We start from the raw sequence: 15038 nt of genomic DNA, 5'->3' as shown, positions 1-15038 counted from the left end.
CTACCTGAGCCTTTTTATGGTGTCGCAGCACATGCGTCATTTTTTCCAGGCGGGCTTAGTCCGTCTTGCGCACCGCGTCCAGCGGGATTATGTGCATGATGATAATAAGCATGCTCACTAAAAGTTGCGCCTTAGAACCTCAGTACCTTCCATGCCATCGTCACCCAACATCAGCTTCGTGCTGCACGATGTCGCGCGCCTGCTTCGAAAGCGGTTCGAGCAGAGGTCGTGGGCATCGGGGCTGACCCGCGCCCAGTGGCAGGTGCTCGCCTATCTCTGCCTGCATGAGGGCATCCACCAGAACAAACTGGCCGATCTTATCGAGATCACGCCGATCACGCTCGCCCGGCTGCTCGATAAGATGGAGGCACGCGGCTTCATCGAGCGCCGGCCCAATCCCGCTGACCGCCGGGCATGGCTGCTCTACCTGAAGCCGCAAGCTTATCCGCTCATTGAAGCCATGCGCACCAATGGGCAGAAGACGCGGGACGAGGCCTTTGTCGGTCTTTCCGCGGATGCCCAGCTGCATCTGCTGCAAACCCTATCCCTCATCAAATCCAATCTGCTCGCGGCTTGCACCCAGCCTGCCGCCGACCGGGAGAAAACACATGGCTGAATCAACCTCACCAAAGAAGCCTGTCGAAGAAGACGGATCCTCCGCCGGCCGGGCGCACGACCAGATCATCCGACTGGACAGCGAACGCGAACAAAGGCGAGCCGGCACCCTCATCGGCAATGACGAACTCGAAGCACCGGTCGCCCTGGAGCCGGCCGCGCTCGAGGCGCCGTCCAAGGAGCCACGGCAGGCCGGGGTTGCGGTGGCGCCGCCGGCGCCGGTCAAGCCCAAGCGCGGCCGGGCACGGCCGATCCTGTTTGCCCTGCTTCCGGTCGCGCTGGTCGTCGGCGGCTATTACTACGTCATCGGCGGCCAGGTCATGACGACCGACAACGCCTACATCCAGGCGCAGTCGCTCGGCGTTTCCACCGATGTCTCCGGCACTGTGTCCGAGATCGACGTGCACGAGAACGAGGCGGTGAAGAAGGACCAGGTGCTTTTCCGGCTGCGGCCGGCCTCTTTCGAAACCGCTCTTGCCGCCGCCCAGGCGCAGCTCGGCACTGTGCGCAACCAGGTGCTGACCTTGCAGGCGAGCTACCAGCAGTCGCAGGCGCTGATCGAGCAGGCGCAGGCCGACATCCCCTATTACGAGGCCGCTTTCCAGCGCCAGCAGGATCTGCTCAAGACCTCCACCTCCTCCAAGGCGACCTTCGACAGCGCCCAGCACGACCTCGTCGCCGCCCGCCAGAAAGTGTCCGTTGCCCAGGCGCAGGCACAGGCGACGCTTGCCCAGCTTGGCGGCGACGCCAGCCAGCCGGTGGAGAAGAATCCGTTCTACCTCCAGGCGCAGTCGGCGGTGGACGACGCCCAGCGCAATCTTGCCGATTCCATCGTCAAGGCGCCGTTCGACGGCATAGTCACCAATGTCGACGCGCTTCAGGTCGGCAAGTACCTGCCGGCTTCGCAGCCGGCCTTCAGCCTGATTTCGGCGACCGATCTGTGGATCGCGGCGGAGCCGAAGGAAACCGAACTGACTTATGTGCGGCCGGGACAGACGGCGACGATCAGCGTCGACAGCTATCCCGGCACCGTCTGGCACGGCACGGTCGCCTCGATCAGCCCGGCGTCGTCGTCGAGCTTCTCCTTGCTTCCGGCGCAGAACACCACCGGCAACTGGGTCAAGGTCGTGCAACGCATTCCGATGCGCGTGACGGTCGACGATCTCCAGGGCAAGCCGCCGTTGCGTGGCGGGATGAGCGTCGTGGTCGGCATCGACACCGGTCATGCGCGCGGCTTGCCGGACTTCGTGACGGACCTCCTCGGCCGGTTCGGACAAAAGTCATGAGCAGCGCGTCCGCGACAGGTGGCGTGGTCGCCAACCGCGGCGCCATCACCGCCTGCGTGATCCTGGCCGTGATCATGCAGGCGCTGGACACGACCATCGCCAATGTGGCGCTGCCCTATATCCAGGGCAGCGTTTCGGCGAGCGCCGACCAGATAAACTGGGTGCTGACGTCCTATATCGTCGCGGCGGCCGTCATGACTCCGCCTTCGGGCTATCTTGCCAATCGTTTCGGCCGCAAGCGCATCCTTTTGATATCCATCACCGGCTTCGTCGTCGCGTCGGTGCTGTGCGGCTTCGCGCAGTCGCTGCCGCAGATCGTCGGCTTCCGCCTGCTGCAAGGTCTGTTCGGCGCGGCCCTGGTGCCGCTGGCGCAGAGCATCCTGCTCGACATCTACAGCGTCGAGGAGCGCGGCTCGGCGATGGCGTTGTTCGGCGTTTCGGTGATGGTCGGGCCGGTGCTCGGGCCGGTCATCGGCGGCTGGCTCACCGAAAACGTCAGCTGGCGTTGGGTGTTCTACATCAATGTCCCGATCGGGGCCCTGGCTTTCGCCGGCGTCTCGATGTTCGTCCAGGAAACCAAGACGGACCTCAAGGCCAGGCTGGACTGGCTGGGCTTCGGCATGCTCAGCGTCACCATCGCATCGCTGCAGATGTTCCTCGATCGCGGCGAGCAGCTCAACTGGTTCTCGTCGTCCGAGATCATCGTCGAGGCGCTGATCTGCGCGTCGGCCTTCTACATCTTCCTCGTCCACACCTTCACCGCCAAAAACACCTTCGTGAACCCGCGGCTGTTCCTCGACAGGAATTTCGCCGTCGGCATGATCTTCATCTTCATCATCGGCATCACCTATCTGGCCTCGCTGGCCCTGATGACGCCGTATCTGCAGACGCTGATGGGCTATCCGGTGGTGACGGCCGGCATCGTCATGGGGCCGCGCGGTCTCGGCACCATGGCTTGCATGTTCCTGGTCGGCAGGCTGATCGGCAAGGTGGACACGCGCTGGCTGCTGTTGACCGGCCTGCTGGTCACCGCCTGGGCGATGTACGACATGACCGGCTGGACCCCTGATGTGTCGCAATGGACGATCATCAGCACCGGCTTCATCCAGGGCGCTGGCCTGGGTTTCCTGTTCGTGCCGCTGACCACCATCACCTTCGCCACGCTGGCGCCGGAGCGGCGCGCGGAAGGCACAGGCCTTTACAATCTGTCGCGGAACATCGGCTCCAGCGTCGGCATATCCGTCGTCACCGCGCTGTTGACGGAGAACGTGCAGATCAACCACGCCAACATCGCCACCTATGTGACGCCTTACAACCAGGCTTTCAGCAATCCGGCCATCTTCCAGGCGATGGATCCCTACAGCGCCGCGGGCCGCGCCGCGCTCGACGGCGTGGTGACGCTGCAGGCGACAATCATCAGTTATATGAACGACTTCAAGCTGATGATGATCCTGTCGCTTGCCGCCATTCCGCTGGTTCTGTTGCTGCGCAAGCCGGCGACTCCGGCGAAGATCGACCACAGCGCCGTGATAGAGTGATGTTTTGGTCGAGGGCCTTTTGTTGAAGCAAGTTTCGAATGCGTCACTGTCGACAAAATGGAAATACAACGTATGGCGACGTCGTCGGCTGTCCCGTTGCACGTGATGCTAGGTTGCCCAAGTATCCAGCTGATTGAGGACGGCAATCGCCGGATACGATTTCCTGCCGGCTAACCGGCATCTCGGCTACCCGCTCCGTTCAGGTATTTGTTCTCTACGGTCTTCGGTCCATGAACCAAAAGAAACCGGGGTCCTGTGAGGGACAGGACCCCGGCCGATGCCGATACGACTTCCCAAGAAACATGGCACCTCGTCATGAGGTGGGGATGGCAGGCCCGAGAAAGCCCCGACGGACCTGCCTTGATCCCTTTTGCCGAAAGCCGTTACTTCGGCAACAGCACCTTGTTGACGACATGGATGACGCCGTTCGACTGGTTGACGTCGGCGATCGTCACTCGCGCCTCGCCGCCTGACTCATCCATGATGTAGAGCTTGCCCTTCTTGACTTCAGCGGTCAGCGTGTCACCGGAGACGGTTTTCATCTCGTACTTGCCGCCCATCGCTTTGGCCTTCTTCATCATTTCGGCGCCCGAAATCTTGCCTGCCACGACATGCGCGGTCAGCACCTTGGTGAGCTTGCCCTTGTTCTCCGGCTTCAGCAGCGTGTCGACGGTGCCCTTGGGCAGTTTCGCAAACGCCGCGTTAGTCGGGGCGAAGACTGTGAACGGGCCAGCGCCCTGCAGCGTGTCGACCAGGCCGGCGGCCTTGACCGCGGCGACCAGCGTCGTGTGGTCCTTCGAATTGACGGCGTTCTCGACGATGTTCTTGGTGGTGTACATCGGCGCGCCGCCGACATTCGGGTTTTTGGCATAGGCGGGCGCGGCAATCGCCACGCCGGCGACGAACGCGGAAAGGGCGATGGTCCTGAATGACGGCAAGCGCATATGGTCTTCCTCCGGGTGAGGGCTGATCGGAATTGATAGCCTTTGGAAACGCACAGGCAGTCACGCCGCCGGCGGGGCGCAAGTTTCGCCGATCACAGGAACGTGATGCCGAAAGCGGCTTGAACGAAAAAGCCCCGCGCGAGGCGGGGCTTTGAAGGCTGGAGAAAGCGCTGCGCCTTCTATTCGGCCGGTGATGGTTTCTTTCGGAACAGCGCGACCAGATTGTCCCACAGCTCGATCTTGGCGCCCTGGCGCTTCATGATGATGCCTTGCTGCAGGATCGACAGCGTGTTGTTCCAGGCCCAGTAGATGACCAGGCCGGCCGGGAAACCCGCCATCATGAAGGTAAAGATGACAGGCATCCAGGTGAAGATCGCCGCCTGCGTCGGGTCCGGCGGCGTCGGGTTCATGCGCATCTGCAGGAACATGGTGACGCCCATGATCAGTGGCCATACGCCGATCATCAGCATATGCGGCAGCGTGATCGGAATGAGGCCGAACAGGTTGAACAGCGATGTCGGATCGGGCGCGGCCAGATCCTGGATCCAGCCGAAGAACGGCGCATGACGCATCTCGATGGTGATGTAGAGCACCTTGTAGAGCGCGAAGAACACCGGGATCTGCAGCGCCACCGGCCAGCAGCCGGCGATCGGATTGATCTTCTCGGTCTTGTAGAGCTCCATCATCGCCTGCTGCTGCTTCATCTTGTCGTCCGCGTATTTCTCGCGGATCTCGAGCATTTTCGGCTGCACCTTCTTCATGTTCGCCATCGACGCGTAGGACTTGTTGGCGAGCGGGTAGAAGATGGCCTTGACGATGACGGTGGTGGCGAGGATGGCCAGACCGAAATTGCCGAAGAATTTGTAGAGCGTGTCGATCAGCCAGAACATCGGCTTGGTGATGAAGTGGAACCAGCCCCAGTCGATCAAAAGATCGAACCGCTTGATTTGACGGTCCTCTGCATAGGCGTTGATCTTGCCGACCTCCTTGGCGCCGGCGAAGATCTCGCTCTCCACCGTCGCCGATTGACCCGCGGCAACCGTTATCGGGTCGGTCAGGAAGTCGGACTGATAGCGGTGGCGGCCGTCCTCGAAAAAGGCGTAGCGCGGCTGGAACGGCTGCTTTTCGGTCGGCACCAGCGTCACCGCCCAGTATTTGTCGGTAATGCCCAACCAGCCGTCAGTCGACTTGCCCGGCGTGAACTGCTTGTCCGATTCGATGGACGCGTATTTGTGCTCCTGCAGGCCTTCGGTGCCGGTGAAGCCGATCAGGCCCTCATGCAGCACATAGGTGCTGGCAACGAGCGGCTTGTCGAAGCGGGTGACGCGGCCGTAATTGGACAGCGAGACGGCGGCCGTGCCCGCATTCTGCACCGTGTCGGACACCGTGAACATGTAATCGGTGTCGACGGAGAAGGTGCGCTTGAAGGTCAAGCCCTTGTCGTTCGAATAGGTCAGCGTGACCGGGGTCGTCGGCGTCAGCGTCGCATTGCCGTCGACGGTCCACACAGTCTCCGGACCGGGCACCGCGCCGGTCTTGTCGTTGCCGACGAAACCGATCTCGGCATAATAGCCATTGGGCAGTGCCGCCGGGTTGAGCAGGCTGATCTCGGGCGAGTTCTTGTCGACCGTCTCGGTGTAGTGCTTGAGCTTGAGGTCGTCGAGGCGGGCGCCGGTCAGGTTGATCGAACCCTCGAGGCTCGGCGTGTCGATCTTCGCGCGGGTCGTCGTGGCGAGCGCCTGTTCGCGGCCGGCCGGCGTCACGGCGTCGGTACCCGGTGCATTCGGAATGGCGCCAGGTGCGGCGGGCGTTCCGGTGTCGGTACCGGCGGCCTTCTTCTGCTCCTCGATGCGCTGCTGTTCGACGCGGGCCGCCTCGCGCTGGGCTTCGCTGCGCGGCAACACGTAAAAATATTGCCATACCGCAAGGATCAGCACCGACAGCGCGATGGTGATGAAGAAGTTCCGGTTGTTTTCCATCGAAAGCCCTTGGCCTATCGTGTTCCGCGCAGTCGGCGGGAGAGTTCGGCCTTTAACTGGCCGAACGGAGTGGTAAGCACGTCTTCGCGCCCGACGATGACATAATCATTGCCAGGCGCCATGTCACTTGCCGCGTGCGTGCGGACTGCTTCTCGCAGCCGCCGCCGGACACGGTTGCGGACAACCGCATTGCCGACCTTCTTGGTGACGGTGTAGCCGACGCGCGGCGACAGGCCGTCGCCGCGGTCGAGAACTTCAACGAGAAAAAGCCGCCCGCGTCGTTTTTCACCACGACGGACAGCCAGGAATTCCGCGCGCTTCAGAAGCCGCTTGGGATTTGGTCCCACTGGCTTGCCGGTTGCGGGCAACGATCTCGTCTTCCGTTCAGGCGCTGAGCCGCTTGCGGCCGCGGTTGCGGCGAGCTGCGACGACGCCGCGACCACCCTTGGTGGCCATGCGGGCACGGAAGCCGTGCCGACGTTTGCGGACGAGTTTAGACGGTTGGTAGGTACGCTTCATTTGTTTTAATACCGCGGGGTGCGGCCCTTCTTGATTCTGTCACTGTGTAACAGGAGCTTTGCCGGGCCGGCTTTGGCGCGATCGAAACCGCGCCGGGACGAATGGCCCGAGCGTGTGCGGGCTTATAGAAAGAAGGCTTTTGGAAGTCAATCCGGAGTCGTCGGGCGCAATCCGGCTCCGTTCAGGCCGGTTTATGTTTGCGACCAAGGATGAAATTGGCAAAAAAGCCGTAATCGCCTAATCTGCGTTGATCAAGTGATCGTGAAGACATTAGCCGCATGAGCGAAACCATACAGGCACAGGAAGGGATCGGCACGGCGGCGTCCACCGAGGCGCCAGCCGCCGTGCGCACGGTTCCGCTGTCGCGCGGCCTGTCGACCAAGCTGCTGCTGCTGACCATCGTCTTCGTGCTGTTGGCCGAAGTGCTGATCTTCCTGCCCTGGATCGCCAGCTACCGGCTGAACTGGCTGAAGGAGCGGCTGAGCACGGCGGCGGCGGTGTCGATCGTGCTGGTGCAAGGTGAATCCACCTCGCTGTCGCGCACGGCCCAGAACGACGTGCTGATGGCGATCGGCGCCAAGGCGATCGCGGTGCGCGACGGCGGCGTCTCGCGGCTGCTGGTGGTGGCCGAAATGCCGCCGAAGGTCGACGAACACATCGATATCGCCTCGATCGGCATGATCAAGGGCATGACCGGCGCGCTCGACACGCTGTTTTTCGGCGGCGACCGGATGCTGCGCGTCTTCGGCCCGGTTGGTGACTCGGACAAGGAGTTCGAGCTGATCATGCCCGACAACAGCCTGCGCAATGCGATGCTGCGCTATTCGCGCAACGTCGCCTTCGTCTCGCTGCTGATCTCGCTGTTCACCGCCATGCTGGTCTACGCCGCCATCGACCTGATCATGATCGGGCCGATCCGGACGATGACGCGCTCGATGCTGTCCTTCTCCGAGGCCCCCGACGATCCCGGACGGATCATCCATCCGGCTGCCCGCGCCGACGAGATCGGCGTTGCCGAGCGCGAGCTGTCGCAAATGCAGGAGCGGCTGCAAAAAATGCTCTCCGAGCAGAAGCATCTTGCCGACCTCGGCCTCGCGGTCTCCAAGATCAACCATGACATGCGCAACATCCTGGCCTCGGCGCAGCTGATGTCGGACCGCCTGCGCCAGGTCAAGGATCCGACCGTGCAGGCCTTCGCGCCGAAACTGCTGCGCGCACTCGACCGTGCCGTGTCCTATTCCGAAGGCGTGCTTCACTACGGCCGCACGCAGGAGCCGCCGCCCGCGCGCCGCCGGCTCCGGCTGCGGCAGCTGGTCGAGGACGTGCAAGGCCTGCTCGACATCGAGCAAGGCATCGAGTTCGTCAATTCGGTCGAGCCGGCCTTCGAGGTCGATGCCGATTCCGACCAGCTGTTCAGGGTGCTCACCAATCTGTGCCGGAATTCCGTGCAGGCGATGGCGGCCGACAGCGAAAACGCCCTGGTGCGCCGCCTGGCGGTTTCGGCCGTGCGTCTGGGCAGCGTCAGCCGCATTGCCGTCAGCGACACCGGACCCGGCCTGCCGCCCAAAGCGCGGGAAAACCTGTTCGCGGCCTTTCGCGGCTCGGCGCGCAGCGGCGGCACCGGCCTTGGCCTGGCGATCGCGCACGAACTGATCCGCGCGCATGGCGGCACGGTGGAACTGGTCGAGAGCATTGGCGGGCGCACCACATTCGCCGTCACCATTCCCGATCAGCCGGTCCGGCTCGACCAGGCGCAATGGCCTGCGCCGCCCGGCATGATCCTTTAAGCACTGTCTGCCCGATGCCCGTGCCCTCTGTGCAGATGCCTCTTCCTACCGAGGAGTGAACCGGCCTCGGCTTCGGACCGTTTCCAAGCGCCGGAATCCGGGCCATCATCGCCGGCCAAGGCACTTGTGACAAAACTTTTGCCGGATCGGCTTGCTTTTCCGAAATTCAGTCGCTAGGGAACACGTCTCGTCGCGACCGGTCGTTTACGATCGGATTGCGGGGTCATGGAAAGCATGGCCTGTTGCGCGCCCGTAGCTCAGCTGGATAGAGCACCAGACTACGAATCTGGGGGTCAGGAGTTCGAATCTCTTCGGGCGCGCCATTCCATCCAGCTGAAATTGCTTGCCTTTCAGGCCTCGCTAATCAACCGCATCGGCATGAATTCCTGACGAATGGTGGCCCGCCTGTTGGTCAACAGACGATTCGATCAGATTCGCACGGATCGGGCTGGCGGTCATCGCGGTCGCTGGGTACACGCATCAGGCACCGGTGTTGATGTTGCCGGCTCCCAACGCAAAACCTAGGGAATGACTGTCCGAAAAAAGGCCGTTTTCAACTGCCGCCGATTCCTCGCGTTCTCATACATGCTGATCGGCGGGATGAGGCGCGCTCTCGCTCCGGCCCTCGCCCGCACCTCGAATTTGGTGCGCTTCAACTCCGGAAGAGTTTTCTGATGCTGCAGATGATCCAGCACGGTCTTCTGCGCGACGTTGCCAAACCCCCAAAGGCGCCTGCAAGCAGGGGCCTCTGTCTTCGACATGGGCCGTCACGTTCGATCTCGGTTGCCGGCGGACGATGCCGGCGCGCTCCCGGCTCGCACCTCCTGGAGCAGCAGCAACAGGTCTGCCTTGGCCCAAAGCAGATAGCAGACAAGCAATGTCAGCGGCGCTGCGACGAGCGTCCAGGAAGCGCCCGACCATACCAGTTGCAGGGCACCGCCGCTTCCCACCGCGGCCGAGACCAGCGCCGGCAGACGGCTGGCCAGAACGGCACTCCGGAACGGATTGGGCCAGTTGGCTGGCCAGCCGGGCAACGGCTTGCCGTCCTCGAAGGCGCTGCCGAACTTGCCGAGCGCATGCAGCAAGCCCGAGGTCGCCGCAAGCACAGGTTCGCCGAACAGGAACAGGGCGATGCCGAGTCCGATCGCCCCGACCCCCGACGTGATGTCGCCAAGGCGGTTTAGGGACACGTCTGGGGACGGCTTCCTGGCCCATGCGCGGCAGTAGATCTCGCCGCTCCAGAAGAAGACCAGCGTGGCCAGGGTGAGCGACAGGGCAGCGATGCTGCCAACGAAATAATCGAGGAGCGCGGCATAGCCACTCACGGCGGAACCCGGCGGCACGGCAACGATCTGGACCATGACGCCCGTCGCCAGCCCGAGCCCATTGCCGAGATTGTAATATCCTCCGGGACCTACCATGCGTGAACGGATTGCCGCGGCGAAACGCGACAGGCCTGAAGTGTCGCCCGGCTCTCCGGCGGCATCAGGAAGGTCATGCATGGTCATTGATAACGAACCCCGCGATCAGGCAGCGCACGCAGAAGACGTGCTGGATCATCTCGATCCGAGCAGCAGACAGTTGGCCTGCACCTTCGACATATCGGTGTTTCGACAAAAGCTGGTGTTATGTGGCGCGCGGTGAGACCAGCTTAGATCAGGCCGCGGTCGATCGGGCTTGCTTCGGTGTTCGGCTCGGTCGTCATCGTGCTCTCGTCGTCTCCCGCCCTGTTCAGATTGGCGCAGTGCGGGTGAGCGTTGGCCGGGACAATCTCATAACCGGCTGCGATCAACTGGAGACTCATCTCCTCGAAGTGACGCTTCGAGCCGCTGACGATCGATTCAGGCGTGTAGTTCCAGCCGTTGCGGGCAGCATTGGCCAAGATGCTGGCATAGGCATGCATGCTGGCGATTTTCACGTTTGATTCCAGCAACTGTCGGCACCCGCTTGCGAAAGAAGGTGACGGTTGGGCGGAATAGCCCAAGGCCGTGCATGCCAGCACTATGGATACAGGACGCATGGAACCCCCCTTAGCCGATTGTTTGTTGCCGTTGGGAAGCTTGCGCCGTGCGAGCCTGCGGCGGAATCGGGCAGATGCGGTATTCGGCCTAGTGCATTTGTAGCATTCTTCTGTAGCATTCTTCGGCTACGGAGGGGTTTCCAAGGACGGGGGTCCACAATGGTGCTCGGCGCTTCGAAAGCTCAAACGCTTGTCGCATTGTCGGGTCGTGAGCGCGAGGTCGCGGAAAAATTTGCCGCCGGCCTGACCTATCGGGAGATCGGCAAGGCGCTTTTCATTGCTCCGGCCACTGTTCGCACTCACCTTGCGACCATCTACGGAAAACTTGGGGTGCGGACCAAGATCGGGCTCGCGGCGTACTTTGCCGGCGCTTCCGGCGCCAGGCCAGGCGGGCTGTCACCCCATCAAAGCGAAAAACCGCGGCTGGCGGTGATGCCGGTCAAGGGTCAGTTCGGCAAAACAAGGACCGATGCGGATGCATTGACGCGCGCGTTGACCGCAGAGCTCGGACGCTTCTCCCAGATCGGAATCGTCGCAGCCGCCACAATGTTCGCGCTCGCGAAGCGGCATCTCACTGTCAAGGAAATCGGCAGGACCACAGGAGCCAACTATGTCCTGGAGGTCGCGGTCCATAGCCAAGACAAAGCCATGCACGCCTTCGCGCATCTCGTGGACGCCGAGGAGGAAGTCGAGGTCTGGAGCGCAAGATATGATCTCGCCCAGACGTCATCGCATGACGAATTGACAGGCGTGATCAGCGGAAATCTCTTCCAGGTGTTGATGAAGCACGCGGCAGGCCCGCCCGCCCTCGAGGAAGCAATTCAGCACCACAAGCTCTATCTGAAGGCGTTTTACCACGTCGAACGGCCGACGGCGAAAGGCATGGTCGTAGCGCGGCGTCTCTGTGAAAGGCTCCTCGCCGCCGAGCCAGAGCATGCCTTGATAAGGGAGACTCTTGCCTGGGTCGATTTCCACTCCTGCTTCAACGGATGGTCCACTGAACCCGACCAGGCCTTTCGCCGGGCTGGTGATGAGGCTCGGGCCGGACTTTGTGGCCACGACCGGGAAGCATCTCTGCACAGTGCTCTCGGATTGGCCGAGACTTATCTCGGAAACTTGCAGACGGGCCTTGGCTGCCTGTGGCGGGCCATCGCACTCAATCCGAACGATGCAGAGTGTCGTACCTGGCTGGGAATTGGGTTAACTTACGCCGGAGATCTCGAAGGTGCACAGGCAGCTTTCGCGCGGGCCGACCTTCTCAGTCCGAATTATCATCCGATCTTTCTGTTCAGGGGCGATGCCGAATACGCCGGCGGGAACTATAACGCCGCGACTGCCTCGTTTGATCGATTTCTGATGGTCCTGCCTGAATACCACTGGGCACGGCTCCTGCGGGCTGCATCATACATGGGGATGGGCGATCTCGAGTCTGCGCGGAACGACGTGTCGTTCGTCTCGCGCGAGTCGCCCAGGTTGACCGGCGAGTATGTCGATCGATTGCAGCAAGCGCGCGGTCCGGAGTTTAGAAATAACCTGTGGTCACGCCTCAGCGCAGCAGGACTGCCATGGAAGTGACCTATCGAGGATGACATTGGGCGCATAAGGTCCGATTGCGTGTCAACTTGCGTCATGGCGGGCTCCAACCCGAACGGCGGGAACGAGTGACGGCCTGCGACTGCACGGCGGTGGCAGGATGGCTGGTCAACACCGGCCACGCAATGGACTAAGCATTCGGGCGGCGCCTAGGCAGGTCACCAGGACGAAGCTCGGCTAAGCGGCGCAGAATGCTGCAGAGCAAATCTTCAAAGCGCCGTCGTCCAATCTGCGTGGTAAGACCGCGACAGGCGGAACCAGCGGAGCCCGATTTGACCATTCCCCATACCCGCATCAAACGCGCTTTGATCACCGGGGCCGGCGCGGCCGACGGCATCGGCTTTGCCATTGCCCGGCAGCTCGGCTATGCCGGTCATGCCGTTTTTCTCACCGGTGCCAGTGCGCGTGTGCTCGATCGCGCCGTTGGGCTCCGTGCAGAAGGCATCGATGCCAAGGCCGTGGTCGCCGATCTCACCATCGCTGCCGATGTCGCGCGGCTGCGGGCCGATGTCGGGGCGGTCGATATCCTGGTCAACAATGCCGGCATGGGCTCGCTGGCATCGCCATCGGTCGACAAGGCGTTTCTCGCCATGACCGAGGCCGACTGGGACCAGGGGATCGACGTCAGCCTGAAGACGGCATTCCTCGTCACGAAGGCCTTTCTGCCGGCGATGGTCGAAGCGGGCTACGGGCGCATCGTCAATGTGGCGTCGGTCACCGGCCCGCTGGTGTCTTTCGAAGGCACGGCAGCCTATTCGGCCGCCAAGGCCGGCATGGCCGGCCTGACGCGCACGCTGGCGCTCGAAGTGGCGAAAAACGGCATCACGGTCAACGCCGTCGCTCCCGGCTGGATCGAAACGGGCTCGTCGAGCGAAATGGAGCGGCAAGCCGCCCTGCATACGCCGCCGGCGCGGGCCGGGCGGCCGGATGAAGTGGCCGCCGCGGTGGCATTCCTGGCCTCGGAAGGCGCCAGCTATGTCAATGGCGCGCTGCTGGTGGTCGACGGCGGCAACAGCCTTCAGGAGCGCAAGGGCTGAGAACTCTGCGGCTTCGCCGGAACGACCGGTGTTCATGATCGGACAGCGGGTCCGGGCTCTCACTACGTCGTGCGCCAAGGCAGCTTCTATCGTCACCGTCGACTGCTCGATCTCACTTGACCTTCCAGCTGCTGGAACCCTTAGGGTCACGCGAGGTCTTCCGGCGGGCCTTTCATCGAGAGCAAGGAGCGGAGAAATGCATCGACGCGGATTTCTGACGGCAAGCCTGGCGACGGTTCTGGCGAGCCCGCGTGCGCTGGCGCAGACGAAGATGGACGATATGTCGATGCCCGGCATGGGCGGCCATGCCGGGCACGACATGGCCGCGATGGTGCAAGACGCGGTCACCCTGCCCGAAGGCCAGGCGTTGCGCGCCCTGCAGGTGCTTGCCAACGAAGCCGACCGGCCGGGCCTGCTCAGGGCGAGGCTGACGGCGGAACCGGCCATTGCGAGGTTCGCCGAGGGGCGAGACACACCGATCCTCGCCTATAATGGCATCAGCCCGGGGCCGCTGATCGAGGCCTTCGAAGGCGACCGCGTCGAGATCACATTTGCCAACCGCATCGATAACGAGGTGAGCACCATCCACTGGCACGGCATGCCGGTGCCCCCCGACCAGGACGGCAGTCCGATGGATCCGGTTGCGGCGGGCACCGAGCGCGTTTATGCCTTCGAGCTGCCGGAAGGCTCCGCAGGCTCCTATTGGTACCACCCGCACCCGCACGGCAAGACGGCAGAGCAGGTCTATCGGGGTCTTGCCGGCGCCTTCGTCGTCAAGGCCAAGGCCGATCCCATCCCGGCCGAATATGGCGACACGGTGCTGGTGTTCACCGACCTCAGACTTGCCGCCGATGGCTCGATACCGAGCAACAGCATGAGCGATCTGATGAACGGCCGCGTTGGCGACCACGTGCTGGTCAACGGCCAGAAGAATCCCAGGCTCTCGGTGGCAAAGGGCGCCAAGCGACGCCTGCGCCTCTACAACGCCACCAACGCACGGTTCCTGAAGCTTGCCTTCGACGGCGCGACGATAACAGTCATCGGGACGGATGGCGGGCTGCTCGCGGCGCCGGTGGCGGCGGACGAGATCCTGCTCAGCCCGGGCGAACGCCTCGAGTTGGTCGCATCCTTCGACAGGCCCGGCCCCATCACCCTCGATACGCTCGGCTACGACCGTGGCTGGATGGGTCCCGGCCGCCCGGCCGATGCGGGGCTGACGCTGCTGACGGTCGATGTCTCGGAGAACGAAGCCGAGGCGGTGCCGCAGCTGCCGGCGCGGCTGCGGCCGATCGCACCGTTCGCCGACCCTGTCCTCAGCCGGCGGCTCGTTTTAACGGAGACCATGGCGATGAAACCCACCGGCATGGAGATGGGTTTCCTGATCAACGGCAAGGCCTTCGATATGGGACGCGTCGACTTCGTCGCCAGGGCCGGCGAGATCGAGCTCTGGGAGATAGTCAACCAGGCCGACATGGACCATCCCTTTCACGTCCACGGTACTCAATTCCAGGTCGTCGAGCATGAGCGCGACGGCGCGGTGTCCAAGCCGCCCTATCTCGCATGGAAGGACACGGTGAACGTCGCCCGCGGCGAGACGGTGCGGCTCCTGCTGCGCCAGGATAGGCCGGGGCAGCGCATGTATCACTGCCACATCCTCGAGCACGAGCAGCTCGGCATGATGGGCGTGCTCGATGTCATGGCATGAAGTTCGGCATCGCGT

The 15038-nt window shown here is 62.9% G+C and carries 13 protein-coding genes, 1 tRNA gene and 1 pseudogene; 9 read left to right on the top strand and 6 right to left on the bottom strand.

Annotation, left to right across the window (positions count from 1 at the left end; genetic code table 11):
• Positions 1-151: 151 nt before the first annotated feature.
• The 3 genes from AC0L24_RS14895 to AC0L24_RS14885 are packed head-to-tail and all read left to right on the top strand — an operon-like array spanning position 152 to position 3439.
• The gene (locus AC0L24_RS14895) at positions 152-616 is read left to right on the top strand and encodes a MarR family winged helix-turn-helix transcriptional regulator (protein ID WP_127808379.1); all 465 of its coding nucleotides are present in this window, start codon (positions 152-154) and stop codon (positions 614-616) included.
• A complete protein-coding gene (locus tag AC0L24_RS14890; protein WP_127808380.1) occupies positions 609-1901 on the top strand; it encodes an HlyD family secretion protein in 1293 nt (430 codons plus the stop codon). Before AC0L24_RS14895 ends, AC0L24_RS14890 begins: the two co-directional genes overlap by 8 nt.
• Complete coding sequence (locus AC0L24_RS14885; RefSeq protein WP_473563908.1) at positions 1898-3439, top strand: DHA2 family efflux MFS transporter permease subunit; 1542 nt, start codon at positions 1898-1900, stop codon at positions 3437-3439. Before AC0L24_RS14890 ends, AC0L24_RS14885 begins: the two co-directional genes overlap by 4 nt.
• Before the next feature lie 383 nt (positions 3440-3822).
• On the opposite strand, the gene AC0L24_RS14880 is transcribed toward AC0L24_RS14885, so the two are convergent.
• From AC0L24_RS14880 to rpmH, 4 genes are all read right to left on the bottom strand, one after another.
• Positions 3823-4383 (bottom strand): fasciclin domain-containing protein, encoded by a 561-nt coding sequence (locus AC0L24_RS14880; RefSeq protein WP_127271417.1) that lies wholly within the window; start codon positions 4381-4383, stop codon positions 3823-3825.
• A 179-nt stretch (positions 4384-4562) separates the two neighbouring features.
• Positions 4563-6362 carry a membrane protein insertase YidC gene (yidC, locus tag AC0L24_RS14875; protein WP_127270245.1) on the bottom strand — a complete coding sequence of 600 codons (1800 nt, stop codon included), beginning with the start codon at positions 6360-6362 and terminating at the stop codon, positions 4563-4565.
• Positions 6363-6376: 14 nt separating this feature from the next.
• Positions 6377-6730: a ribonuclease P protein component gene (gene rnpA / locus AC0L24_RS14870; protein ID WP_027040126.1), complete on the bottom strand. Its 354-nt coding sequence runs from the start codon at positions 6728-6730 to the stop codon at positions 6377-6379.
• A gap of 16 nt (positions 6731-6746) precedes the next feature.
• Complete coding sequence (gene rpmH / locus AC0L24_RS14865; RefSeq protein ID WP_008833937.1) at positions 6747-6881, bottom strand: 50S ribosomal protein L34; 135 nt, start codon at positions 6879-6881, stop codon at positions 6747-6749.
• A 278-nt stretch (positions 6882-7159) separates the two neighbouring features.
• Between rpmH and AC0L24_RS14860 the strand changes: the two are divergent.
• A pseudogene (locus AC0L24_RS14860) lies at positions 7160-8660 on the top strand (ATP-binding protein).
• Between the two features lie 254 nt (positions 8661-8914).
• Positions 8915-8991: transfer RNA gene (locus AC0L24_RS14855), tRNA-Arg, on the top strand.
• Between the two features lie 444 nt (positions 8992-9435).
• Here the strand turns inward: AC0L24_RS14855 and AC0L24_RS14850 are convergent.
• On the bottom strand, positions 9436-10176 hold the full coding sequence (locus AC0L24_RS14850; protein WP_473563907.1) for a hypothetical protein: 741 nt from the start codon (positions 10174-10176) through the stop codon (positions 9436-9438).
• On the opposite strand from AC0L24_RS14850, the gene AC0L24_RS14845 reads away from it, so the two are divergent.
• Positions 10169-10312 (top strand): hypothetical protein, encoded by a 144-nt coding sequence (locus tag AC0L24_RS14845; RefSeq protein ID WP_473563906.1) that lies wholly within the window; start codon positions 10169-10171, stop codon positions 10310-10312. The two genes, AC0L24_RS14850 and AC0L24_RS14845, sit on opposite strands and share 8 nt — an antisense overlap.
• Positions 10313-10319: 7 nt before the next feature.
• On the opposite strand, the gene AC0L24_RS14840 is transcribed toward AC0L24_RS14845, so the two are convergent.
• Complete coding sequence (locus AC0L24_RS14840; protein WP_473563905.1) at positions 10320-10586, bottom strand: hypothetical protein; 267 nt, start codon at positions 10584-10586, stop codon at positions 10320-10322.
• 261 nt (positions 10587-10847) lie between these two features.
• Here AC0L24_RS14840 and AC0L24_RS14835 point away from each other — a divergent pair, with 261 nt between their 5' ends.
• The 3 genes from AC0L24_RS14835 (at position 10848) to AC0L24_RS14825 (ending at position 15023) form a co-directional block, all read left to right on the top strand.
• The gene (locus AC0L24_RS14835; RefSeq protein WP_473563904.1) at positions 10848-12263 is read left to right on the top strand and encodes a LuxR C-terminal-related transcriptional regulator; all 1416 of its coding nucleotides are present in this window, start codon (positions 10848-10850) and stop codon (positions 12261-12263) included.
• Positions 12264-12553: 290 nt separating this feature from the next.
• Complete coding sequence (locus AC0L24_RS14830) at positions 12554-13318, top strand: SDR family NAD(P)-dependent oxidoreductase (protein ID WP_256746507.1); 765 nt, start codon at positions 12554-12556, stop codon at positions 13316-13318.
• A gap of 196 nt (positions 13319-13514) precedes the next feature.
• On the top strand, positions 13515-15023 hold the full coding sequence (locus AC0L24_RS14825) for a multicopper oxidase family protein (RefSeq protein WP_473563903.1): 1509 nt from the start codon (positions 13515-13517) through the stop codon (positions 15021-15023).
• Positions 15024-15038: the final 15 nt, after the last annotated feature.

The organism is Mesorhizobium sp. WSM4809 (assembly GCF_055811655.1).
Note: the sequence above shows the minus strand (reverse complement) of the source record. Positions and strands in the feature narration are given on the sequence as shown.

Bases quoted from the DNA above. Each gene is read 5' to 3' on its own strand.
- AC0L24_RS14895 (WP_127808379.1), top strand. From the start codon at position 152: ATGCCATCGTCACCCAACATCAGCTTCGTGCTGCACGATGTCGCGCGC.
- AC0L24_RS14890 (WP_127808380.1), top strand. From the start codon at position 609: ATGGCTGAATCAACCTCACCAAAGAAGCCTGTCGAAGAAGACGGATCC.
- AC0L24_RS14885 (WP_473563908.1), top strand. From the start codon at position 1,898: ATGAGCAGCGCGTCCGCGACAGGTGGCGTGGTCGCCAACCGCGGCGCC.
- AC0L24_RS14880 (WP_127271417.1), bottom strand. From the start codon at position 4,383: ATGCGCTTGCCGTCATTCAGGACCATCGCCCTTTCCGCGTTCGTCGCC.
- yidC (WP_127270245.1), bottom strand. From the start codon at position 6,362: ATGGAAAACAACCGGAACTTCTTCATCACCATCGCGCTGTCGGTGCTG.
- rpmH (WP_008833937.1), bottom strand. From the start codon at position 6,881: ATGAAGCGTACCTACCAACCGTCTAAACTCGTCCGCAAACGTCGGCAC.
- AC0L24_RS14845 (WP_473563906.1), top strand. From the start codon at position 10,169: ATGGTCATTGATAACGAACCCCGCGATCAGGCAGCGCACGCAGAAGAC.
- AC0L24_RS14850 (WP_473563907.1), bottom strand. From the start codon at position 10,176: ATGACCATGCATGACCTTCCTGATGCCGCCGGAGAGCCGGGCGACACT.
- AC0L24_RS14835 (WP_473563904.1), top strand. From the start codon at position 10,848: ATGGTGCTCGGCGCTTCGAAAGCTCAAACGCTTGTCGCATTGTCGGGT.
- AC0L24_RS14825 (WP_473563903.1), top strand. From the start codon at position 13,515: ATGCATCGACGCGGATTTCTGACGGCAAGCCTGGCGACGGTTCTGGCG.